The organism is Streptomyces sp. NBC_01707 (genome assembly GCF_041438805.1).
In the GTDB taxonomy this organism is placed as follows: domain Bacteria; phylum Actinomycetota; class Actinomycetes; order Streptomycetales; family Streptomycetaceae; genus Streptomyces.
Genome location: NZ_CP109190.1, coordinates 7,833,943 through 7,855,254 on the forward strand (window position 1 = coordinate 7,833,943; position 21,312 = coordinate 7,855,254).

The 21,312-nt window shown below is 71.3% G+C and carries 22 protein-coding genes; 15 read left to right on the forward strand and 7 right to left on the reverse strand.

From position 1 onward, the window contains the following. Positions 1-50 precede the first annotated feature (50 nt). On the reverse strand, positions 51-983 hold the full coding sequence (locus tag OG963_RS35085; RefSeq protein WP_319737577.1) for a serine hydrolase: 933 nt from the start codon (positions 981-983) through the stop codon (positions 51-53). 87 nt (positions 984-1,070) lie between these two features. On the opposite strand from OG963_RS35085, the gene OG963_RS35090 reads away from it, so the two are divergent. Continuing rightward, a complete protein-coding gene (locus OG963_RS35090; protein WP_093775514.1) occupies positions 1,071-1,799 on the forward strand; it encodes an SseB family protein in 729 nt (242 codons plus the stop codon). 92 nt (positions 1,800-1,891) lie between these two features. Here OG963_RS35090 and OG963_RS35095 read toward each other — a convergent pair whose 3' ends face one another. Next, a complete protein-coding gene (locus OG963_RS35095; protein ID WP_030918575.1) occupies positions 1,892-2,254 on the reverse strand; it encodes a DUF1844 domain-containing protein in 363 nt (120 codons plus the stop codon). 306 nt (positions 2,255-2,560) lie between these two features. Between OG963_RS35095 and infC the strand changes: the two genes are divergently transcribed. The 9 genes from infC to OG963_RS35140 all read left to right on the forward strand — a co-directional run bounded on the left by infC (position 2,561) and on the right by OG963_RS35140 (position 12,669). Then, on the forward strand, positions 2,561-3,310 hold the full coding sequence (gene infC / locus OG963_RS35100) for a translation initiation factor IF-3 (RefSeq protein WP_030918577.1): 750 nt from the start codon (positions 2,561-2,563) through the stop codon (positions 3,308-3,310). Between the two features lie 120 nt (positions 3,311-3,430). Further along, complete coding sequence (gene rpmI, locus OG963_RS35105) at positions 3,431-3,625, forward strand: 50S ribosomal protein L35 (RefSeq protein ID WP_030918579.1); 195 nt, start codon at positions 3,431-3,433, stop codon at positions 3,623-3,625. Between the two features lie 114 nt (positions 3,626-3,739). Then, positions 3,740-4,123: a 50S ribosomal protein L20 gene (gene rplT, locus OG963_RS35110; RefSeq protein ID WP_003970214.1), complete on the forward strand. Its 384-nt coding sequence runs from the start codon at positions 3,740-3,742 to the stop codon at positions 4,121-4,123. 132 nt (positions 4,124-4,255) lie between these two features. Continuing rightward, positions 4,256-5,098, forward strand: a complete 843-nt coding sequence (locus OG963_RS35115) for an RNA methyltransferase (protein ID WP_093775217.1) — start codon at positions 4,256-4,258, stop codon at positions 5,096-5,098. Positions 5,099-5,252: 154 nt separating this feature from the next. Further along, entirely contained in the window at positions 5,253-6,377 is a 1,125-nt protein-coding gene (locus OG963_RS35120; RefSeq protein ID WP_371126422.1) for an ATP-binding protein, read from the forward strand. Between the two features lie 189 nt (positions 6,378-6,566). After that, positions 6,567-7,706 (forward strand): phenylalanine--tRNA ligase subunit alpha, encoded by a 1,140-nt coding sequence (pheS, locus tag OG963_RS35125; protein WP_030918587.1) that lies wholly within the window; start codon positions 6,567-6,569, stop codon positions 7,704-7,706. After that, positions 7,706-10,216 (forward strand): phenylalanine--tRNA ligase subunit beta, encoded by a 2,511-nt coding sequence (pheT, locus tag OG963_RS35130; RefSeq protein ID WP_093775219.1) that lies wholly within the window; start codon positions 7,706-7,708, stop codon positions 10,214-10,216. The genes pheS and pheT overlap by 1 nt, the downstream gene beginning before the upstream one ends. Positions 10,217-10,732: 516 nt before the next feature. Next, a complete protein-coding gene (locus OG963_RS35135; protein WP_093775221.1) occupies positions 10,733-12,073 on the forward strand; it encodes a transcriptional regulator in 1,341 nt (446 codons plus the stop codon). Positions 12,074-12,138: 65 nt separating this feature from the next. Then, positions 12,139-12,669 carry an NUDIX hydrolase gene (locus OG963_RS35140; RefSeq protein WP_030918595.1) on the forward strand — a complete coding sequence of 177 codons (531 nt, stop codon included), beginning with the start codon at positions 12,139-12,141 and terminating at the stop codon, positions 12,667-12,669. A 102-nt stretch (positions 12,670-12,771) separates the two neighbouring features. Here OG963_RS35140 and OG963_RS35145 read toward each other — a convergent pair whose 3' ends face one another. Continuing rightward, entirely contained in the window at positions 12,772-13,632 is an 861-nt protein-coding gene (locus OG963_RS35145; RefSeq protein ID WP_371799815.1) for a 3-hydroxybutyryl-CoA dehydrogenase, read from the reverse strand. 189 nt (positions 13,633-13,821) lie between these two features. Here OG963_RS35145 and OG963_RS35150 point away from each other — a divergent pair, with 189 nt between their 5' ends. After that, positions 13,822-15,117, forward strand: a complete 1,296-nt coding sequence (locus tag OG963_RS35150; protein ID WP_177309252.1) for a glycoside hydrolase family 10 protein — start codon at positions 13,822-13,824, stop codon at positions 15,115-15,117. 55 nt (positions 15,118-15,172) lie between these two features. On the opposite strand, the gene OG963_RS35155 is transcribed toward OG963_RS35150, so the two are convergent. Then, positions 15,173-15,385 carry a DUF1918 domain-containing protein gene (locus OG963_RS35155; protein WP_093775223.1) on the reverse strand — a complete coding sequence of 71 codons (213 nt, stop codon included), beginning with the start codon at positions 15,383-15,385 and terminating at the stop codon, positions 15,173-15,175. Between the two features lie 74 nt (positions 15,386-15,459). After that, complete coding sequence (locus OG963_RS35160; RefSeq protein ID WP_371799816.1) at positions 15,460-16,377, reverse strand: DMT family transporter; 918 nt, start codon at positions 16,375-16,377, stop codon at positions 15,460-15,462. On the opposite strand from OG963_RS35160, the gene OG963_RS35165 reads away from it, so the two are divergent. The 4 genes from OG963_RS35165 to OG963_RS35180 all read left to right on the forward strand — a co-directional run bounded on the left by OG963_RS35165 (position 16,376) and on the right by OG963_RS35180 (position 20,186). After that, the gene (locus OG963_RS35165) at positions 16,376-17,857 is read left to right on the forward strand and encodes a PLP-dependent aminotransferase family protein (protein ID WP_093775227.1); all 1,482 of its coding nucleotides are present in this window, start codon (positions 16,376-16,378) and stop codon (positions 17,855-17,857) included. The two genes, OG963_RS35160 and OG963_RS35165, sit on opposite strands and share 2 nt — an antisense overlap. Next, positions 17,850-18,296, forward strand: coding sequence for a GNAT family N-acetyltransferase (locus OG963_RS35170; RefSeq protein ID WP_093775229.1), 447 nt, complete (start codon positions 17,850-17,852; stop codon positions 18,294-18,296). Before OG963_RS35165 ends, OG963_RS35170 begins: the two co-directional genes overlap by 8 nt. A 48-nt stretch (positions 18,297-18,344) precedes the next feature. Further along, complete coding sequence (locus OG963_RS35175) at positions 18,345-18,920, forward strand: histidine phosphatase family protein (protein WP_371799817.1); 576 nt, start codon at positions 18,345-18,347, stop codon at positions 18,918-18,920. A 114-nt stretch (positions 18,921-19,034) separates the two neighbouring features. Next, the gene (locus OG963_RS35180; protein WP_371799818.1) at positions 19,035-20,186 is read left to right on the forward strand and encodes a serine hydrolase domain-containing protein; all 1,152 of its coding nucleotides are present in this window, start codon (positions 19,035-19,037) and stop codon (positions 20,184-20,186) included. Positions 20,187-20,326: 140 nt separating this feature from the next. Here the strand turns inward: OG963_RS35180 and OG963_RS35185 are convergent, their stop codons facing one another. Next, complete coding sequence (locus OG963_RS35185) at positions 20,327-20,518, reverse strand: hypothetical protein (RefSeq protein WP_030918619.1); 192 nt, start codon at positions 20,516-20,518, stop codon at positions 20,327-20,329. Between the two features lie 49 nt (positions 20,519-20,567). Then, a complete protein-coding gene (locus tag OG963_RS35190; protein ID WP_093775235.1) occupies positions 20,568-21,311 on the reverse strand; it encodes a Clp protease N-terminal domain-containing protein in 744 nt (247 codons plus the stop codon). Position 21,312: the final 1 nt, after the last annotated feature.

The window sequence follows — 21,312 nt, forward strand, 5'->3', positions numbered from 1 at the left end:
CGGCGACCCGGCGATCCTCCCGGTCGTCCGGCAGTGAGGCCCGTACGCCCTCAGCGCGCCCTGTCGAGCACCCCGACCGCGGCCTTCGCGACCGACTCCACCCGCTCGATCCCCGTCGCCATGGTCTGCTGCCCGGTGGAGAGCACCGCCACCAGGTACGTGTGCCCGTTGCTCCTCACCCGCCCGATGCTGTTGATGTCCCAGAGGCCGGTGGTGCTCCGCGGCATCCACCCGTTCTTCAGCGCCCAGTCGCTGCCCGCCGCGGACACCCCCCAGTGCTGATCAGCAGCCACGTTCCGCATCAGCCCCTGCAAATAGGCGCGCGAGTCCTCGGTGAGCTTCGAGTGCGTACCGAACACCGTCTTCAGCAGTACCAGCTGATCCGCCGCCGTGGTCCGGGTCAGCCCCCACGCAGCCGCGGCGGTCGTGCCGACGAGGCCGAACCGGGTGTTGGCCGCGTCGAGCCCGGTCGTCCCGCCGATCGTCCGCAGCAGCGCGGTGGCGGCGTCGTTGTCGCTGTTCTCGATCATGGTGACGGAACGGCCGCGTTCGTACGCGGTGAGCTCCCGCCCCTGGTCCTGGGCCCGGAGCAGCAGCGCCGCGAGGATGTCGACCTTGACGATGCTCGCGGTGGCGTACGTCCCGTTCCCGTACACCGCACCGGCCCCGACCGCGGAGTCCAGCACCGCGACCGACACGCTGGAGTCGCCGGCCAGCGGCGCCACCGCCGTGGCAAGCTCCGCGTCCAGATCCACCTCGGGCTCCTCGCTCGTCACCACCGGAGCCGGCGGGCCCGGAGCCGGTGAGGCCGCGGCCGACGACACTGAGGCGACGGGGCCGGGCCCCGGGTCCGACCACCGGCCCACCAGATACATGCCGCCCGCAACGGAACCGGCCAGCAGGAACACGGTGGTCACGGACGCGGACAGTACGGACGTGCGCATCTTCGTACTTGTCTTCGTCTTCGGCATCGGCAGGGTCATGGAACCGGACGCTAGGAAGAGCACCTGGCAACGGGCTGTGGTCCACCTGAGGGCTTCGTGAGAAACCGCACCGACTACGCTCAGCCTGTGGCGCAGAAGAACATTCCGGACTCCGGTTACTCCGACGACGATGGCACGGCCGACCCCGCACTGACCGCGGCACTCGCCGCCTGGGCCGAGGACCGTACGGCCATCGGCCCAGTCCTCGAGGCACTCGGGGGCGCCCGCCTCCTGGTCCCCGTCGTCGCCGTCCTCGGGGAGGTGGAGGAGGACGAAACCGGGCTGCGCCGGGAGAAGACCAGTGACATGGCCGTGCCCACGCTCCAGGCCGGGGACCGTCGCGCCCTGCCCGCCTTCACCTCGACCGCCTCGCTGGCGCTCTGGGACCCGCAGGCCCGCCCCGTCGCAGTACCCCTGCATCAGGCGTTGCAGGCCGCCGCGCACGAGAAGGCGGACACGGTGGTGCTCGATCTCGCGGGCCCCGTCGCGTTCGAGCTGACCGGCTCCGCACTGCTCGCGCTCGCCGAGGGCCGCACCAGCGCCGACCCGCTGGACGATCCCGCGGTCACCTCCGCGGTACGCGAGGCGGTCGCCGCCGAGCCCGCGGTGATCCGCGCCCATCTCGTCCCGGGCCGGGCAGGCGGCACCCTCGCCCTGGTCCTGGCCCCCGACGCGGCACCTGCCGACGCGGCCCGCCGGGTCGCGGAGTCCCTGGCCGCCGACGAGGTGCTGCGCGCCCGGCTGGTGCGGGGCCTGGACCTGGCGCTGCTCCCGGCCGACGCGCTCACACCCGGTGAGCCTCTCTTCGTACGCTGATCGGCCGACCGGCCCGCGAACGGCGTGAGCCCCCTGCCCGGACGGGCAGGGGGCTCACGGACGTCGAAGGAAGGAAAGGGGCGGGGCCGGACTCAGCCGAAGACGGGGCCGGTGTACTTCTCGCCGGGGCCCTGGCCCGGCTCGTCCGGAACGAGCGACGCCTCGCGGAACGCCAGCTGCAGCGACTTCAGACCGTCCCGCAGCGGCGCCGCGTGGAACGAGCTGATCTCGGTGGTGCTCGCGTCCAGCAGACCGGCCAGCGCGTGGACCAGCTTGCGGGCCTCGTCGAGGTCCTTGTGCTTGTCGCCGTCCTCGGTCAGACCGAGCTTCACGGCGGCGGCACTCATCAGATTGACGGCGACCGTCACGATCACCTCGACCGCGGGGACCTCCGCGATGTCGCGGGCCATGTCGTCGAAGTCGGGGGTTTCACTGTTGGGGGTCGCGTCACTCATGAGCCATACGATAGGCCCACGCCTGCCCGCCCCCGTCCGCGGGAGCTGCGCGAGAGGTGCTCGGGTCGCACCACCCCGGGGGAGCTGCTAACCTTGTGTAACGACCGGCTGGGCATCTATGTGTCCGGCCCACAAGTGGAGGCTCCGATCTCCCACCTGACCATCCTCCGGGACGGCAGGTCACCGGTCAGGTGGCGCCCATCGTTCCGTACGGACGATGGAGCCGCCCGATGCGCCCCGCGGTTGACCGCGGCGGTGTTCCGGTTTTCCAGGAGCCCCGCCTGTGTCCCGTCCGGGGCATTTTTGATGTGCTGGTGCGGTTGGTCTCAGGAAAACAGACGTTACGTGGCTGTCCGCCAGGCGGCCGCGTGGTGCTACCGAGGAGGATCCATCAGCGCCGAGCCCCGCATCAACGACCGGATTCGCGTTCCCGAGGTGCGACTTGTCGGTCCCAGCGGCGAGCAGGTCGGGATTGTTCCGCTTGCCAAGGCCCTGGAACTCGCACAGGAGTACGACCTCGACCTGGTCGAGGTGGCGGCGACCGCCCGTCCGCCCGTGTGCAAGCTCATGGACTACGGGAAGTTCAAGTACGAGTCGGCCATGAAGGCCCGTGAGGCGCGTAAGAACCAGGCGCACACGGTCATCAAGGAGATGAAGCTCCGGCCGAAGATCGACCCGCACGACTATGACACCAAGAAGGGTCACGTCGTTCGGTTCCTCAAGCAGGGCGACAAGGTCAAGATCACGATCATGTTCCGTGGTCGTGAGCAGTCCCGCCCTGAGCTGGGCTTCCGACTGCTTCAGCGTCTCGCTTCGGACGTCGAGGAACTCGGCTTCATCGAGTCGAATCCGAAGCAGGACGGCCGGAACATGATCATGGTTCTGGGCCCGCACAAGAAGAAGACCGAAGCCATGGCCGAGGCCCGTGAGGCCCAGGCCGCCCGCAAGGCGGAGCGTCAGGGCTACACGCCCGACGCCGAGACCGCGGAAGAGGCTGCCGAGGCTCCGGCCGAGGCGCAGCCCGAGGCTTCGGCCGATACACCTTCCGAGGCGTGACCTCAGGGGGCGCCATCCAGGCGGCCCCGGGTCCCCCCGGAATTCCCACCAAGATCTGACGCCCCTGCTGTCCGGTGCCCGCACCGCGAGGGGCGCCACTGACGAGGAGAGAACGGCGCGATGCCGAAGAACAAGACGCACAGCGGTGCCAGCAAGCGCTTCAAGATCACCGGCTCCGGCAAGGTGCTCCGCGAGAAGGCCGGCAAGCGCCACCTGCTCGAGCACAAGTCGTCCAAGAAGACCCGCTCGCTGACCGGCACGGTCGTCGTGGCTCCGGCCGACGCCAAGAAGATCAAGAAGCTTCTCGGCAAGTGAGGCCGGGCCCCTGGTGAATCCGGGGGCACGACCTCTGTCACACCGGGACCAATTCGTTTCCGGGCTGGGTGAGTCGATACCGTGAACACCAGCCCCGCTACAAGGAGTTAACAAGTGGCACGCGTCAAGCGGGCAGTCAACGCCCACAAGAAGCGCCGGGCAATCCTCGAGGCCGCCAGCGGTTACCGCGGTCAGCGCTCGCGCCTGTACCGCAAGGCCAAGGAGCAGGTCACCCACTCCCTGGTCTACAACTACAACGACCGCAAGAAGCGCAAGGGCGACTTCCGTCAGCTGTGGATCCAGCGCATCAACGCCGCTGCCCGCCAGAACGGCATGACGTACAACCGCCTCATCCAGGGTCTGAAGGCCGCCAACATCGAGGTGGACCGCAAGATCCTGGCCGAGCTCGCGGTCAACGACGCCAACGCGTTCGCCGCCCTCGTCGAGGTTGCCCAGAAGGCCCTCCCGAGCGACGTCAACGCCCCGAAGGCCGCCTGATCCAGGGCACACTTCTTGGTTTTGAGCCGGACCCGCAGGCGCTCGTCGTCTGCGGGTCCGGTGCGTTGCACGACATGTTCCGTACCTCCGCCCGATCCGTTCCTCCGCACGCAGAGAGGCCCGCCGCCGACCATGGGCACCCCCGAACTGATCTCCCCGCGATCGCCACGTGTCGCCGCCGCCCGGCGCCTTGCCAGGCGCAACTTCCGCGGCAAGGAGCGACGGTTCATCGCCGAGGGGCCGCAGGCCGTGCGCGAGGCAGCCGGGCACCGTGGCAGCGACGGTGAGCCGACGCTGCTGGAGCTCTTCGCCACCGTCGAGGCGGCCGAGCGGTACACCGACATCGTCGACGCCGCCCACGCGGCCGGTGCCCGGGTGCACCTCGCCGACGGCGACACGCTCGCCGAGATGTCGCAGACCGTCACGCCGCAGGGCCTGATCGGTGTCTGCCGCTTCCTCGACTCGCCGTTCGAGTCCATCCTCGCCGCGAAGCCCACCCTGGTCGCCGTCCTCGCCCATGTACGCGACCCCGGGAACGCCGGTACGGTGCTGCGCTGTGCCGACGCCGCGGGCGCCGACGCCGTCGTGCTCACGGACGCCTCCGTGGACCTGTACAACCCCAAGTCCGTGCGTGCGTCCGTCGGTTCGCTCTTCCATCTTCCGGTCGCCGTCGGTGTGCCGGTGGAGCAGGCCGTGCGGGGACTGCGGGACGCGGGCGTACGGATCCTGGCCGCCGACGGCGCAGGCGACGACGACCTCGACGACGAGCTCGACGCGGGAACCATGGGCGGGCCGACCGCATGGGTCTTCGGCAACGAGGCCTGGGGCCTGCCGGAGGAGACCCGGGCGCTCGCCGACGCCGTCGTACGGGTGCCTATCCACGGCAAGGCGGAGAGCCTCAACCTGGCCACCGCCGCGGCCGTCTGTCTGTACGCCTCGGCGCGCGCCCAGCGCCCCCGCCGCACCACCGACTGACCGTCCCGCGCGCCGGCCGGTACCCGGTCGCCCGGCGCATCGCAGCGGTGCGCTGCCACGGGGTGTCGCTCCGTCACCGACGACTAGTAGGGTGACGGACTCGGGGCCCACTGCACCGGTTCGAGAGGTGGGGTACGGGAATATGGCAGTCGGCATGAGCAGGCCGCGCGAGTCGCGCATCGAGCGCGCGGACGGCATCGCGACCGTCACCACGGTCGCGGTCGCGGACGGAGCCGTCGACCCCGACGATCTCCCCGACGGTCTCGTCATCGCCGACGAGACGGGCCGGGTCATCTGCTTCAACTCAGCCGCCGCCCGGATCACCGCCGTCCCCCGGGCCGCCGCTCTCGGCCGCCCGCTGGAACGCGCACTGCCGCTGGAGGACCTGAAGGGCCGCCGCTGGTGGGCGCTGACCGACCCGTACGGCGGCCTCGCCACCCGGGTGGGACAGCCCGAGCGGAATCTGCTGCTTCCCGGCGGCCGTGAGGTGCTGGTCTCCGCCCGGTACGTACGCGAGTGCCCCACCGGTCCCGTACGCCGGCTGGTGATCAGCCTGCGCGGCACCGAGGCCCGCCGCCGCACCGAGCGCAGCCACGCCGAACTGATCGCGACCGTCGCCCATGAGCTGCGCTCCCCGCTGACCTCGGTCAAGGGCTTCACCGCGACCCTGCTCGCCAAATGGGAGCGGTTCACCGACGACCAGAAGCGGCTGATGCTGGAGACCGTCGACGCCGACGCCAACCGCGTCACCCGGCTCATCGCCGAACTGCTCGACATCTCCCGGATCGACTCGGGACGTCTGGAGCTGCGCCGCCAGCCGGTCGACCTCTCCGCCGCCGTCGAACGGCACATCCAGGCCCTCACGGCGACCGGCCTGGCCCCCGACCGGTTCCTCGTCCGCACCCGGCAGCCGGTGCCCGCCGTCTGGGCCGACCCGGACAAGGTCGACCAGGTGCTGGGGAACCTGCTGGAAAACGCGGTGCGTCACGGCGAGGGAACCGTCACCATTGAGGTCGCACCCGCACCCGCGACCAGCGACGAGAAGGGAACGGCCGTCACCGTGAGCGACGAAGGCCCTGGCATCCCCGAGGAGTCGATGGGCCGTGTCTTCACCCGCTTCTGGCGCGGGAGCAAGCGTGGCGGGACGGGCCTGGGCCTCTACATCGTCAAGGGCATCGTGGAGGCGCACGGTGGCACGATCACGGTCGGCCGCGGGCCCGGCGGCGGCGCCGAGTTCCGATTTATTCTGCCCGTGGGGGCGCCGGCCTACCTGAAATAGGCGGGCTTGCGCAGCAATCAGGCAGGGGGGCCGGGACGGCCTGAGCAGCCCGCGGGCTTCTTCCACCCCTCGCGGCCTTTAGACTCGACTTTTGGCACCTTTGTGTCCTCCAGTCGTCGAGCGGGGCCACGGGGGTCCGGGGTATCCCCCGGTAAGAGCAGTATCAGCCAATCGGAAGCACGGGAAGAGATGTCGGCACCGAACAAGTCGTACGACCCAGTCGAGGTCGAGGCACTGAAACCGGAAGAGATCGAGCGCATGCGGGACGAGGCGTTCGCCGCCTTCGCCGCCGCGGGCGACCTCGACGCGCTCGCCCAGGCGAAGACCGCGCACACCGGCGGTACCTCGCCCCTGTCGCTCGCCAACCGGGAGATCGGCGCCCTGCCGCCGCAGGCCAAGGCCGAGGCGGGCAAGCGCGTGGGCCAGGCCCGCGGCGCCGTGAGCAAGGCCCTCGCCGCCCGTCAGACGGAGCTGGAGGCCGAGCGGGACGCCCGTGTGCTGGTCGAGGAGGCGGTGGACGTCACGCTGCCGTACGACCGCACTCCGGCCGGCGCCCGCCACCCGCTGACGACCATCATGGAGCGCGTCGCAGACGTCTTCGTGGCCATGGGCTACGAGGTCGCCGAGGGCCCCGAGGTCGAGGCGGAGTGGTTCAACTTCGACGCCTTGAACTTCGTGCCCGACCACCCGGCCCGGCAGATGCAGGACACCTTCTTCGTCCAGGGCACCACGCCCGACGGGAAGCCGACCACGGGCGACGAGTCCGGTGTCGTGCTGCGCACGCACACCTCGCCGGTCCAGGCCCGCACCCTGCTCGACCGCGAGCCGCCCGTCTACGTCGTCTGCCCGGGCCGGGTCTACCGGACCGACGAGCTCGACGCGACACACACCCCGGTCTTCCACCAGATCGAGCTGCTCGCCGTCGACGAGGGTCTCACCATGGCGGACCTCAAGGGCACCCTCGACCACATGGTCCAGGCTCTCTTCGGCCCGGACATGAAGACCCGGCTGCGGCCGAACTTCTTCCCGTTCACCGAGCCGTCCGCCGAGATGGACATGGTCTGCTACGTCTGCCGCGGGGAATCCGTCGGCAACCCGGACCGCCCCTGCCGCACCTGCGGCAGCGAGGGCTGGATCGAGCTCGGCGGCTGCGGCATGGTCAACCCCAAGGTGCTCATCGCCTGCGGTGTCGACCCCCAGAAGTACAGCGGATTCGCCTTCGGGTTCGGCATCGAGCGGATGCTGATGTTCCGCCACAACGTCGAAGACATGCGAGACATGGTCGAGGGTGACGTCCGGTTCACCCGGCCGTTCGGGATGGAGATCTGATGCGCGTCCCGCTTTCCTGGCTGCGGGAGTACGTCGACCTGCCGGCGACGGAGACCGGCCGTGACGTACAGGCCAAGCTCGTCGCCGTCGGTCTCGAGGTCGAGACCGTCGAGCAGATCGGCGCCGGCCTCAAAGGCCCCCTGGTCGTCGGACAGGTACTGACCATCGAGGAGCTGGAGGGCTTCAAGAAGCCCATCCGCTTCTGCACGGTCGACGTCGGCTCCGCCAACGGCACCGGTGAGCCGCAGGAGATCGTCTGCGGAGCCCGTAACTTCGCTGTCGGCGACAAGGTCGTCGTGGTCCTCCCGGGCGCCGTGCTGCCCGGCGACTTCGCGATCGCCGCACGCAAGACGTACGGCAGGACCTCGCACGGCATGATCTGCTCCACCGACGAGCTCGGCATGGGCGACGACGGTACGCACGGCATCATCGTGCTGCCGCCGGAGCACGAGGTCGGCACCGACGCGATCGAGCTGCTCGAGCTCGTCGACGAGGTCCTCGACATCGCCGTCACGCCCGACCGCGGCTACTGCCTCTCCATGCGTGGCGTGGCCCGCGAGACCGCCATCGCGTACGGGCTGCCGCTGCGCGACCCGGCGCTCCTCGACGTCCCCGCGCCGAACGCGTTCGGTTACCCGGTGAAGATCGCCGACCCGATCGGCTGCGACAGGTTCACCGCGCGCACCGTCGTCGGCCTGGAGCCCGAGGCGCGTTCCCCGATCTGGCTGCAGCGCAGGCTGCAGAAGGCCGGGATGCGCCCGATCTCGCTCGCCGTCGACATCACCAACTACGTGATGCTGGAGCTCGGCCAGCCGCTGCACGCCTACGACCGCACTCGCGTCGACGGGCCGATCGGGGTGCGCCGCGCCCAGCAGGGCGAGAAGCTCACCACGCTCGACGGCACGGTCCGCGTCCTCGACGCCGAGGACCTGGTCATCACCGACGACCGCGGTCCGATCGGCCTCGCGGGCGTCATGGGCGGTGCCAACACGGAGATCGCCGACGTCAAGAACGGTGAGAACACCACCGAGGTCGTCATCGAGGCCGCGCACTTCGACGCGATCTCGATCGCCCGGACCGCGCGCCGGCACAAGCTGTCCTCCGAGGCGTCCAAGCGCTTCGAGCGCGGCGTAGACCCGCAGGCCGCGGCCGCTGCCGCGCAGCGCACCGTCGACCTGCTGGTGCTGCTCGCCGGCGGCACCGCCGAGGCCGGTGTCACCGAGGTCACCGCCCCGTCCGCGCCTCGCACCATCGCGATGCCCGCGGACCACCCCGACCGGGTGGCCGGTGTCGCGTACGGCCGCGAGACCGTGGTACGCCGCCTCCAGCAGGTCGGCTGCGACGTCTACGGGCAGGACGAGCTCCTCGTCACCGTGCCGTCCTGGCGGCCCGACCTGAGCGAGCCGAACGACCTCGCCGAAGAGGTCATCCGGCTCGAGGGGTACGAGAACCTTCCGTCCACCCTGCCGACGCCGCCGTCCGGCCGCGGGCTCACCGACCGCCAGCGGCTGCACCGCAGGTTCGGCCGGGCGCTGGCCGGAGCCGGTTATGTCGAGGCGCTGAACTACCCGTTCATCGGCGACGCCGTGCTCGACCAGCTCGGACTCGACGCCGACGACGCCCGTCGTCGTACGGTCAAGCTCGTCAACCCGCTCTCCGACGAGGAGCCGGCGCTGCGCACCACGCTGCTGCCGGGTCTGCTCGGCGCACTGCGGCGCAACGACGGCCGCGGCAGCCACGACCTCGCGCTGTTCGAGACCGGTCTGGTGTTCAGGCCGACCGGCGACGAGACGCGGACCGAACGGCTGACCGTCGACCGCCGTCCCACCGACGACGAGATCGCCGGCCTGAATGCCGCACTGCCGCGTCAGCCCCGCCGCGCCGCGGTCGTCCTCGCGGGCGCCCGCGAGCAGGCCGGCTGGTGGGGCAAGGGCCGCCCGGCCGACTGGGCGGACTCCATCGAGGCCGCCCGCACGATCGCCCGTGAGGCCGGTGTCGAGCTGACCGTCCGCAGCGACCAGCACGCGCCGTGGCACCCCGGCCGCTGCGCCGCCCTGTTCGTGACGTCGGCCGGCGAGGAGACGCTCGTCGGACACGCCGGTGAGCTGCACCCGCGTGTCATCAAGGAGCTCCACCTGCCGGAGCGGACCTGCGCCATGGAGATCGAGCTCGACCTCCTGGAGCAGGCCGTCGACGGTGCGCTCCAGGCGCCGCGGATCTCCACCTTCCCGGTGGCGACCCAGGACGTCGCGCTGATCGTCGCGCAGGACGTGCCCGCCACCACGGTGGAGGAGGCGCTGCGCGCCGGCGCCGGTCAACTCCTCGAATCGCTGCGGCTGTTCGACGTCTTCACCGGCGACCAGATCGGTGAGGGCAAGAAGTCGCTGGCGTACGCGCTGCGGTTCCGGGCCCCGGACCGCACGCTGACCGTCGACGAGGCCACGGCCGCCCGCGACGCGGCGGTCGCCCTGGCTGCCGAGCGGACCGGTGCGGTGCTGCGCGGAGCGTAGGAGGCCCGAGGTGTCCGTCCGGAGGGTGTGCGTGCCCTCCGGACGGGAACTCCCCTCTGTGGCCTTGACGGCATGGAAGGGATCCTGCGACGGACTTGAAGGCAAGTGGTGAGGAGGGGGCGTATCCGGTGGACGGATACGCCCCCTCCTCCTGTGCTCGCCGAACGGCGGGGGACCGCACGCGGGCCCCGTCCCGGCCCGGGGGAACCCGGTTCCGGCACGGTCCCGCAGCCACCCTCCGATCAGTGGGCAGTGGGTCGTGCGATCCGGCGCCGCCCGCGCTGCCACGGAGTGTCGGGCAGGTCGGCAGGGCGAACGGCGCGGGTGCGGGTCGTCGACTGTACGAGGGGGAGCAGACGACCCGGCCGCCTCTTGCGAGGCGACTGATTCAACCGATCGGCGCCCAGGCGCAACAGAGTGCGCAGCGGGACGGTTCGGGCATTCCGTTCACACCCCGTGTGAAACGTGCTCCACTGGGGCGACACGCCTCAAGGCGTGTCCGGCGGAGGAGGGGCAATGGAGCCCAACATTCTGCTCGAGGCCCTGATCGACGAGGCGGGCGTCTCCCGGGCGGGCCTCGCCGCGCACGTCAATCGGGCCGGGCGTGCCCGAGGGCTGTCCCTGCGGTACGAACACACCGCCGTGGCCCGCTGGTTGAAGGGCCAGCGCCCGCGCGGTCAGGTGCCCGACCTGATCTGCGAGGTGCTCGGCGTCCGGCTGCACCGGCCGGTTTCGCTCGACGACATCGGCATGGCGTGCCCCGGTGGCAGCGCACCCGTGCCGGCCTCCACGCTCACCGGGTTCGTCGAGCGGGCCACCGCGTTGTGGCGCTCCGACGAACAGCAGCGTCCGCACGTCCTCGCCTCGGCGGCCGTCACCGGTACGACGGCGGTGATGCCGGTCTGGGAGTGGGAGAACCCGCCGGAGGACGCCGATGTCTCCCGTGCCGGTGAGACCCGTGTCTCGTCGGCGGACATAGCGATGCTGCGTGCGGCCCGTTCCCACTACGAACTGATGTACCGCAGGGCAGGCGGCATCGCGACCCGTTCCCGCATCGTCGGTTTCCTCAACGCCGAGACCGCCCCGTTGCTGCGCGGCGGTTACAGCGATGCGCTGGGCCGCCGGCTGCACCGGGCGACCGGCGGGCTGGTGGCCGTCGCGGGCATCTGCGCCTACGACTCCGACGCGCACGGTCTTGCCCAGCGCTACTTCCACCAGGCGCTGCGGCTGGCCAAGGCAAGCGGGGACCGGGGACTCGGCGGGTATGTGATCGCCCTGCTCGTCAACCAGTCGCTGTTCCTGGCCGAGTACCGGCAGTCCGTCGCGTTCGCGGAGGCGGCGCTGCGGGCCGCGGGCCGGGACATCACGCCCGCGCTGGCCGCCGATCTGTACGCGATGCAGGCCAAGGCGTACGCCCATCTCGGCGACGGCCGGAGTGCCCTGAGGTGCATCCGGCGCGCCGAGTCGGAGGCCGGACGGATCCGTCCCGGGCACGAGCCCGACGAGACGGGGTACGTCGAGCCGGGCCTGGTCAATGTGCAGGTGGCCGAGGCGCTGCTCCGCCTCGGCGATCTTCCCGGGGCACGGGAGCACGCCGCCGCGGCGGTACGGACGCCGGCGCACGACCGTGGCCGCGTGCACCGGCTGGCCATGCTGACGCACATCGAGCTGCGGCAGGGGGAGGCGGACCGAGCGGCCGGCACGGCGGCCGAAATGGCGGAACGGGTCCGGGGGATGGAGTCGCAGCGGTTGCGGGACCGGTTGCGGGCGGTGCGCGAGGATCTGATCGCGAGCGGTTGCGCCGACGCGGACCGGGCCGCCGAACTCATCGAAGGAGCGCTGCGCGTACCGCTCTGAACGTTCCCCTCCGGCGCTGCTCCTGCTGCGATGTTGCCACCAACATGTCGGAAGGTGGCAGAACTGTGCAGTGGACGAATCTGAACGAACAAACCGTGTACGAAAACCGGTGGTTCCGGGTCAATCTGGCGGACGTCGCACTCCCCGACGGCCGGCGCCTCGACCACTACCTCGTGCGGCTGCGCCCCGTCGCCGCGGCAACTGTCGTCAACGAGGCCGATGAGGTGCTCCTGCTGTGGCGGCACCGGTTCATCACCGACAGCTGGGGGTGGGAACTGGCCGCGGGGGTCGTCGAGGACGGCGAGGACATCGCCGCCGCGGCCGCCCGGGAGATGGAGGAGGAGACCGGCTGGCGCCCCGGCCCGCTGCGGCCTCTGCTGACCGTGGAGCCGTCGAACGGCCTCACCGACGCCCGGCACCACCTCTTCTGGGCCCAGGAGGCCAGCTGGACCGGACATCCGCAGGACGACTTCGAGTCGTCGCGGCGAGAGTGGATTCCGCTCAAGCTGGTGCCCGACATGATCGCCCGGGGCGAGGTCCCGGCCGCCAACATGGTGGCCGGGCTGATGATGCTCCATCACTTACGGCTGGGGTGAGCCCGGACCACCCGCCCGGACGGGACCCGGGTTCCGTGACAGCCACGCACGCGGGGCCGGCCGGGGCATCCCCGGCCGGCCCCGTGCGGCCCCGATCGGCGGTCAGGAGTACGGGTAGAAGCCCGAGCCCGTCTTGCGGCCGAGCCGGCCCGCGTCCACCATCCGCTGGAGCAGCGGGGGAGCGGCGTACAGAGGCTCCTTGAACTCGGCGTACATCGAGTCGGCGACCGAGGCCACGGTGTCCAGACCGATCAGGTCGGAGAGCTTCAGCGGACCCATCGGGTGGGCGCAGCCGAGCTCCATGCCGTTGTCGATGTCGTCGCGACTGGCGATCCCCGACTCGAACATCCGGATCGCGGAGAGCAGATACGGGATCAGCAGCGCGTTGACGACGAAGCCGGAGCGGTCCTGGGCGCGGATCGGGTGCTTGTCGAGCACGTCCTGCACCAGGGCCTCGGCGCGCGTGACCGTCTCGTCGGACGTGGTCAGTGCCGGGATCAGCTCGACGAGCTTCTGCACCGGGGCCGGGTTGAAGAAGTGGATGCCGATGACCTGGTCCGGGCGGGAGGTCGCGACGGCCAGTTTCACCAGCGGGATGGACGAGGTGTTGGAGGCCAAGATCGCGTCCCGCCGGGTCACCACCTGGTCGAGCACCTGGAAGATCTCGGTCTTGACCTGCTCGTTCTCCACGACGGCCTCGATGACGAGATCGCGGTCCGCGAACTCGCCGAGGTCGGTGGTGAAGCTGAGGCGACCGAGTGTCTCGTCACGCTCCGCCTCCGTGATCTTGCCGCGTTCGGCGGCCTTGGAGAGGGAGTTGTGGAGCCGGGTGCGACCGATCTCCAGCGCCTCGCCGGTGGTCTCGGCCACCTTGACCTCGAGGCCGCTGCGGGCGCACACCTCCGCGATGCCTGCGCCCATCTGGCCACAGCCCACCACTCCGACGCGTGCAATGTCGGCCATAGAGTCCGTCACCTCGTGCCTTTCGCTGATCTCCGTTCGGCGGACACCCGTCTGATTCCGGGCTCTGCCTCGACCCCCCGACGTTACTCCGCGACCTATGGACCATGACGGGCCGGGGCGGGCATGCTCAGCGTTACGCCCGGTACCAGGGTGATGGATGAGGACATAGAGACGGCAGGTGGCAACGGAATGCGGCAAATCGCCCGAAGGGGCTTTGTGGCGGGTGCGGCCGGAGTGGTCGCGGGGGTAGTTGCAGGAACCGCGGGGGCGGGTGAGGCCGTGGCCGTGCCGCAGACTCTTCCAAGGGCCCGGACAGGTGAGTCGTCCGAGCAGCAGGCCCGCTCCCACTCCGTCGCCCGGCGTGAGCTGCGCGGCATGTGGGTCGCCACCGTCGCCAACATCGACTGGCCGTCCGCGCCCGGACTGACGGCGGCGGAGCAGCAGGCCGAGCTGATCGCCTACCTCGACGAGGCGGTCGACCGGCGGCTTAACGCCGTGATCCTCCAGGTCCGCCCGACCGCCGACGCGTTCTGGCCCTCGCCCTACGAACCGTGGGCCGAGTACCTCACCGGGGTCCAGGGCCAGGACCCCGGCTGGGACCCGCTGGGCACGGCCGTCCGCGAGGCGCACCGGCGTGGCCTCGAACTGCACGCGTGGTTCAACCCGTACCGGGTCGCCAACCACACCGACCCGTCCCGGCTGATCCCCACCCACCCTGCACGGCTGCACCCCGACTGGGTCCTGCCGTACGGCGGGAAGCTCTACTACAACCCCGGACTGCCCGAGGTCCGCCGCTTCGTCCAGGACGCGATGCTCGACGCGGTCCGCCGCTACGACATCGACGCCGTCCACTGGGACGACTACTTCTACCCGTACCCGGTCGCCGGACAGGTCTTCGACGACGACGCCACCTACGCGAAGTACGGCGCGGACTTCCCGGACAAGGCCGCCTGGCGCCGCGACAACACCGACAAGCTGGTGCGTGAGACCGCCGAGCGGATCAAGAAGATCAAGAAGAACGTCCAGTTCGGGATCAGCCCGTTCGGGGTCTGGCGCAACGCCGCGACCGACCCGCTCGGCTCGGACACCAAGGCGGGCGTGCAGACCTACGACGATCTGCACGCGGACACCCGTGGCTGGGTCAAGAAGGGCTGGATCGACTACATCTGCCCGCAGATCTACTGGAACATCGGCTTCGCCGCCGCCGACTACGCCAAGCTGCTGCCCTGGTGGGACGAGGTCGTACGGGGCACGGGCGTCGATCTCTTCGTCGGGGAGGCGCTGTACAAGGCCGGCGACCCGGCCCAGCCGGCCGCCTGGCAGGACCCGGCCGAACTCTCACGCCATCTGGACTTCGCCGCCGCCTACGACCAGGTCCGCGGTCATGTCTACTTCTCCGGCAAGGACGTCGTGACCGACCGGATCGGCACGATGGCACAGGTCGTCTCCGACCATTACCGCCACAGGGTGCGCCCTCCTCGCTGACCTGAGGGGAGCGCACCTCGCGGTGGTGCGGTCGGGGATGGTCCGCCCGGGGGCCCTACGGGGTCTCCGGGCCCCGGCGCCGGACCACGGTGTGCTGGACGACGGCGTCGGGACCTGGTGAAACCAGGTGTTCGTGTCCGTCGTCGGAGCGGACGCGGTACGGGGGAGCGCCCCTGTCACCGAGCACTTCGACGATCTCTGCGACCCTGTCGTGCTGTCCCACGGTCCTGCCGTGCGTCAGCAGCCGGTCGCCCGGGTGTGCCTCCATCGGGAGTGACCTCCTCACGGGTGGCGGTCCTTGTCGACAAGTCTATGACCGGACGCCGCCGCGCACCGGACGGACTACCGCCTGGCGCTCGACCGCTGGGTGGCCGCGATGCAGACGAGCACGGCCACCGCCGCCACCGGCGCGGCCGCCGAGACCTCCTCGCCGAGCAGCAGGAACGACCACGCCAGGGTCAGCAGCGGCTGCGCGAGCTGAAGCTGGCTGGCCCGCGGGACACCGATCTGCGCCATGCCGCGGTACCAGACGTACAGGCCGACGAAGGTCGAACCCACCGCCACCCACGCCAGGCCGACGACCCCGTGCGCGGTCAGCCGCACCGGCTCGAAGGGGAGTGCGACCGCCGCGCCCGCCACCATCAGCGGCGCCGCGAGGACCAGCGCCCAGCCGATCACCTGCCATCCCGGCATCACCCCCGCCAGCCTGCCGCCCTCCGTGTACCCCGCCGCGCACACCAGCAGCGCGCCGAACAGATACAGATCGCCGGCGGACAGCGCGCCGCCGCTCTGCTGCACGGTGAAGGCAATGACCACGGCCGCCCCGGCGAGCGCCGCGATCCAGAACGTACGCGGCGGGCGCGTTCCGGTCCGCAGCGACGAGAGCACCGCCGTGGTCAGCGGCAGCAGCCCCACCACGACCGCCGCGTGCGACGACGTGGAGGTCTGCAGGGCCAGCGTGGTCAGCAGCGGGAAGCCGATCACCACACCGCCCGCGACGACCGCGAGCCCGCTCCAGTGGCGGCGGTCCGGTACCGGGACCCGTGCCGCGAGCAGCACCCCGCCCGCGATCAGCGCGGCGAGCAGGCTGCGCAGGGTCACCAGCGACCAGGGGCCGAAGCTCTCCAGCCCCCAGACGGTGGACGGAAACGTCAGCGAGAAGGCGACCACGCCGAGTCCGGCGAGAAGAACTCCGCTCCGCCCCGCCGGCGGGGCAACCGCTATCGATGTGGATCGGGTAGCGCTATCCTGTGCTGTCATGCAAGAGCGTAGCAGCGTCGCCGATCTGACCGGTTTCCTCCGGGATGAACTGAACCGCTACTCACCAGGCGGGAAGCTGCCGTCGAGCCGGGCCCTCGTGGAGCGCTTCCGGGTCAGCCCCGTGACCGTCTCCCGGGCCATCGCGCAGCTCGCCGCAGAGGGGCTCGTCGTCACCCGCCCCGGCTCCGGTGCCTTCCGGGCGCAGCCCCGAACCGACGCGTCCCCGCCCGGCGACACCTCCTGGCAGGAGATCTCCCTCAGCGGCGACGGCGGCCCCGAGGTCGTGCCGCGAACCGTCGACGCGTCCGGTGTCCTGGTCACGCTTGCCGCGCCGCCGCCCGGTGTCATCGAACTGAACGGTGGATACCTCCACCCCTCGCTCCAGCCCGAACAGGCACTCGCCGCCGCCCTCGCCCGGGCCGGCCGCCGCCCCGGCGCCTGGGGCCGCCCGCCCACCGACGGCCTCACCCAACTACGCGGCTGGTTCGCCCGCGAGATCGGGCCCTCACTCACCGCCGCCGACGTACTGATCACCGCGGGTGGCCAGAGCGCCCTGGCCACCGCCCTGCGCGCCCTCGCCCCGCCCGGCGCCCCCGTTCTCGTCGAGTCGCCCACCTACCCGGGCATGCTGGCGGCCGCCCGCGCCACCGGACTGCGGCCGGTCCCGGTGCCTGTCGACGCCGACGGGGTGCGACCCGAACTGCTCGCCGCGGCCTTCCGGGCCACCGGCTCGCGCGTCTTCGTCTGCCAGCCGCTCTTCCAGAACCCGACCGGTGCGGTCCTTGCCCCGCACCGGCGCGGCGAGGTCGTCCGGATCGCCCGCGAGGCGGGGGCCTTCGTCGTCGAGGACGACTTCGCCCGCCGCCTCGTCCACGACGATGCGGGCCCCTTGCCGGCGCCGCTGGCCGTCGACGACCCCGACGGCGTCGTCGTGCACGTCTGCTCCCTCACCAAGATCACCTCACCCAGCCTGCGGGTGGGTGCGCTGGCCGCCCGTGGGCCGGTGCTGGAACGGCTGCGCGCCCTCCAGGTCGTCGACACCTTCTTCGTCCCCCGCCCGCTTCAGGAAGCTGCCCTGGAACTGGTCGGCTCCCCGGCCTGGAGTCACCATCTGAGGTCCGTGTCGACTGAGCTGAAGAAGCGGCGGACCGCCATGACGGCCGCGCTACGGCTGGAACTGCCCGCCTTCTCGCTCCCGTACATCCCCGCGGGTGGCGGCAGCCTCTGGCTGCGGTTGCCGGACGCCGCGACGAGCGCGGACGAAGCGGCACTCGTCTCGGCGGCCCTGCTCGCGGGCGTGGCGATCGCGCCGGGCCGCCCCTACTACTGCGCCGAACCTCCGTCCGCCCAGGTGCGGCTGAGCTTTGCCGCGGTCGCCGGAGCGGGCGAGATCGCCGAGGGTGTGCGGCGCCTGCGCGTCGCCTGCGACAAACTCTTCGCCGCTCCTGGCCCGCACCACCTATCCTCCGGGCATGACTGAAAGCCCCCGGCAGCGTTACGAGATCTCGTCCGATCCGGCCCGGCTGGACCCGGCCCGGATCCACCACTGGCTCTCCACCGACGCCTACTGGGCCCTCGGCCGTACCCGCGAGAAGCAGGACCTGGCGATCGCCGGATCGCTCAACTTCGGTGCGTATGACACCATTTCGGGGGCGCAGGTCGGCTACGCCCGGGTGGTGACGGACCATGTCACCTTCGCCTGGCTCTGTGACGTGTACGTCGACCGGCCGGCCCGCGGTCACGGTCTCGGCACCCGGCTCGCCGCCGCCGTGCGTGACCACCTCGCCCCGACCGGTATCCGCAGGCTCACGCTCGCCACGGACGACGCCCACGGGGTCTACGAGAAGGTCGGCTTCAAGCCGTTGGGGAGCCCTGAGAAGTGGATGTACCTCCGGCTCGACGCCGCCGGTTCCGTCTGACAAGGCGCCCCCTTGACCTGGGCGGCGTTCCGCTCCACGATCTCCGCCATGAGTGTTCGAGTCTCGCTCGTCGCCGCGGCGCGCAGCTCCTCACTGCTCGCCGAGCGCTTCGACGACGACCGGCCGCTCGACCAGGCCGGCTGGCACGAGGTGCAGCTCGCCGCGCCGGCCCTGGTGCCCCTGGGCGCCGCCGAACTGCGCTACTGCTCACCGACGGCACGCAGCCGCGCCACGGGGGAGGCGCTCGGCTACGCGCCGATGGCCCAACCCGCCCTGCGCGACTGCGACATGGGCCGCTGGCGCGGTTTGACCCTCTCCGACGTGGCCGCCCGCGAACCCGCCGCGGTGGACGCCTGGCTCGCCGACCCGCGCTCGGCCCCGCACGGTGGCGAACCTCTGCTCGCGTTCATCTCGCGGATAGGGGGCTGGCTGGACACCCGCCCCGCCTGCGAGGGTTCGATCGTCGCCGTCGCGGAGCCGGCCGTCGTCCGGGCCGCCCTCGTCTACGTGCTGGGGGCGCCGCCCTCGACGTACTGGAACGTCGACGTCCGCCCGCTCTCCAGCATCACGCTCGCCGGCCTGCCGGGCCGCTGGAGCTTGCGCCTCGAAGCGGGTCCCCGCTGATCCGGTGAACCGCCCCGCCATGGGAGTGCCCGACATCTTCCCGCCGGTCCGACCAGTCGGTATGTTGCCCATCGACCCTGCACCACCAGGCATGCCCAGGCGAGGGAGGCCACCGTGCCGCAGATCCATGGCCACTGCGACGACCGATTCTCAGGTGTGCGCGCCGCATTCGAAGCGAATTTCCGGGAGCGTGACGAACTCGGCGCGGCCGTCACCGTCCTGGTCGGCGGGGAACCCGTGGCCGACCTCTGGGGCGGCTGGGCCGACGAGGCCCGTACCCGCCCCTGGGAACGGGAGACCCTGGTCAACGTCTGGTCCACCAGCAAGGGTCCGACCGCGCTCTGTGCCCACATCCTCGCCGACCGGGGGCTGATCGACTTCGATGCCCCCGTCGCCACGTACTGGCCGGAATTCGCCGCGGCCGGCAAGGAAGCCGTTCTCGTACGCCATCTGCTCTCGCACCGCTCGGGTGTGGCGGGGCTGCGCGAGCCGCACAGCCTCGCCGACCTGTACGACTGGGAGGTGACCACCACCCGGCTGGCGGCGACCGAGCCCTGGTGGGAGCCCGGGACGCGATCGGGATACCACGCGCTCTCGTACGGCTTCCTGGTCGGTGAGGTCGTCCGCCGGATCACCGGACTGCTGCCGGGCGAGTTCCTCCGGCAGGAGGTCACCGGACCGCTCGGCATCGACTTCACCATCGGCCTTCCGGAGAAGGAGGCGGACCGCGTCGCGGAGCTCGTCGTGCCGAAATCGGCCGCGGGCGAGCAGGCGGCCCTGTTCGCCCGGATGGCGCCGGTGGCCGTCGCCTCGCTGCTCAACCCGCCCACCGGTGCTCCCGCAGCCAACACGCCCGAGTGGCGGGCTGCCGAGATCCCCGCGGCCAACGGCCACGGCACCGCCCGCGCCGTCGCCGCGCTGTACGGGATCTTCGCCGGCCGGGGCCGGCTCGGCGACCGGCGGATCCTCTCCGAGGAGGCCGCCGAGCGAGCGCGCGAGGGGCAGGGCAGCTGCCGGGACCTGGTGCTCGGCATCGGCTTCGGCCACGACACGGAGATCGCCCTCGGCCTGTGGCTGAGCGGCCCACAGGGTTCGTACGGCCCCAACCCGCGCGCTTTCGGTCACGACGGTGCGGGCGGATCCTGCGGCCTCGCCGACCCGGAGGCGGACGTCGCCCTGGGGTACGTCATGAACCGGATGGGTCCGCGCATCGCCGACGACCCGCGCAAGATGGCGCTGATCGAGGCGGTGTACGAGGCGCTCTGACGTGTCGGCCGGGCCGGTTCCCCGGCCCGTCCGAGACGTCGCTTCACAGGTGTCGGGCCCTCGGCCCTCGTGTGGGCCACGAGGAGACGTGGGCCGCGGCGGGCTCGTGCGTGTGTGTCCGTACGGGGTGCGGGGGCGGTTCAGGCGAGCTGGGTGGGCTCGTCCCGCAGTCCGGCCCCGGTCTGCTCCCGGATCTCCCGGTCGTCCGCGTGACCGTGCACCGACACGGCCAGATCGCTGGTGGCGCGGACCACTTCCTCCGGCTCACCGGAGAGGGCAAGGGTGCATTTCGTCTCGCTGGGGTACTCCCGGCAGTCGGTGACCTTCCGCATGAGGCACCTCCTTGCTCCCTTCCACTCTATTGCGGCCGTTCGCGCCGGGTCAGTCCTCCTGGCGTGCGCCGGCGGCGGCGAGCCTGACGGCTTCGGCGAGGCCGCTCTCCGCGGTCGCCTTGTCGATGCCCAGCCCGCTCAGCACGCCCGAGCCGTCCTCGTGCTCCAGCAGGGCGAGCAGGATGTGCTCCGTGCCCACATAGTTGTGGCCCATCCGCAGGGCCTCCCGGAACGTCAGCTCGAGCACCTTGCGGGCCCCGGCGTCGTACGGGATGAGCTCCGGGAGCTCGCCGGCCGCGGGCGGCAGCGCCTCGGTCGCGGCCTGTCGGACGGAGTCCAGCGCGATGCCCTGCGCCTTGATGTATGCCGCGGCGAGCCCGTCCGGCTCGCTGAGCAGCCCGAGTGCCAGGTGCTCGGGCAGGATTTCGTCGTTGCCTGCGGCGCGGGCCTCGTTCTGTGCGGCCATCACGACGTTCCGCGCCCGCGGGGTGAACCGGCTGAACCCCTGACCGGGGTCGAGGTCCGACGGTTCGCCGGGAGCCTTGGCGACGAAGCGTTTCTGGGCCGCCTGCCGGGTGACCCCCATGCTCCTGCCGATATCCGTCCAGGAGGCTCCGGAGCGCCGCGCCTGGTCGACGAAGTGGCCGATCAGGTGGTCGGCCACGTCACCGAGGTGGTCCGCGGCGATGACCGCGTCCGAGAGCTGCTCGAGAGCGTCGGAGTGGACGTTCTTGATGGCCTCGATCAGGTCGTCGAGCCGGACCGGGTTCGTCATGCGTACGGGATTCGTCATG

Bases quoted from the DNA above. Each gene is read 5' to 3' on its own strand.
- OG963_RS35175 (WP_371799817.1), top strand. From the start codon at position 18,345: ATGAGTGTTCGAGTCTCGCTCGTCGCCGCGGCGCGCAGCTCCTCACTG.
- pheT (WP_093775219.1), top strand. From the start codon at position 7,706: ATGCGCGTCCCGCTTTCCTGGCTGCGGGAGTACGTCGACCTGCCGGCG.
- OG963_RS35135 (WP_093775221.1), top strand. From the start codon at position 10,733: ATGGAGCCCAACATTCTGCTCGAGGCCCTGATCGACGAGGCGGGCGTC.
- infC (WP_030918577.1), top strand. From the start codon at position 2,561: ATGTGCTGGTGCGGTTGGTCTCAGGAAAACAGACGTTACGTGGCTGTC.
- OG963_RS35150 (WP_177309252.1), top strand. From the start codon at position 13,822: ATGCGGCAAATCGCCCGAAGGGGCTTTGTGGCGGGTGCGGCCGGAGTG.
- OG963_RS35170 (WP_093775229.1), top strand. From the start codon at position 17,850: ATGACTGAAAGCCCCCGGCAGCGTTACGAGATCTCGTCCGATCCGGCC.
- rpmI (WP_030918579.1), top strand. From the start codon at position 3,431: ATGCCGAAGAACAAGACGCACAGCGGTGCCAGCAAGCGCTTCAAGATC.
- OG963_RS35120 (WP_371126422.1), top strand. From the start codon at position 5,253: ATGAGCAGGCCGCGCGAGTCGCGCATCGAGCGCGCGGACGGCATCGCG.
- OG963_RS35185 (WP_030918619.1), bottom strand. From the start codon at position 20,518: ATGCGGAAGGTCACCGACTGCCGGGAGTACCCCAGCGAGACGAAATGC.
- OG963_RS35165 (WP_093775227.1), top strand. From the start codon at position 16,376: ATGCAAGAGCGTAGCAGCGTCGCCGATCTGACCGGTTTCCTCCGGGAT.
- OG963_RS35190 (WP_093775235.1), bottom strand. From the start codon at position 21,311: ATGACGAATCCCGTACGCATGACGAACCCGGTCCGGCTCGACGACCTG.
- OG963_RS35155 (WP_093775223.1), bottom strand. From the start codon at position 15,385: ATGGAGGCACACCCGGGCGACCGGCTGCTGACGCACGGCAGGACCGTG.
- pheS (WP_030918587.1), top strand. From the start codon at position 6,567: ATGTCGGCACCGAACAAGTCGTACGACCCAGTCGAGGTCGAGGCACTG.
- OG963_RS35145 (WP_371799815.1), bottom strand. From the start codon at position 13,632: ATGGCCGACATTGCACGCGTCGGAGTGGTGGGCTGTGGCCAGATGGGC.
- OG963_RS35160 (WP_371799816.1), bottom strand. From the start codon at position 16,377: ATGACAGCACAGGATAGCGCTACCCGATCCACATCGATAGCGGTTGCC.
- OG963_RS35095 (WP_030918575.1), bottom strand. From the start codon at position 2,254: ATGAGTGACGCGACCCCCAACAGTGAAACCCCCGACTTCGACGACATG.
- OG963_RS35115 (WP_093775217.1), top strand. From the start codon at position 4,256: ATGGGCACCCCCGAACTGATCTCCCCGCGATCGCCACGTGTCGCCGCC.
- OG963_RS35085 (WP_319737577.1), bottom strand. From the start codon at position 983: ATGACCCTGCCGATGCCGAAGACGAAGACAAGTACGAAGATGCGCACG.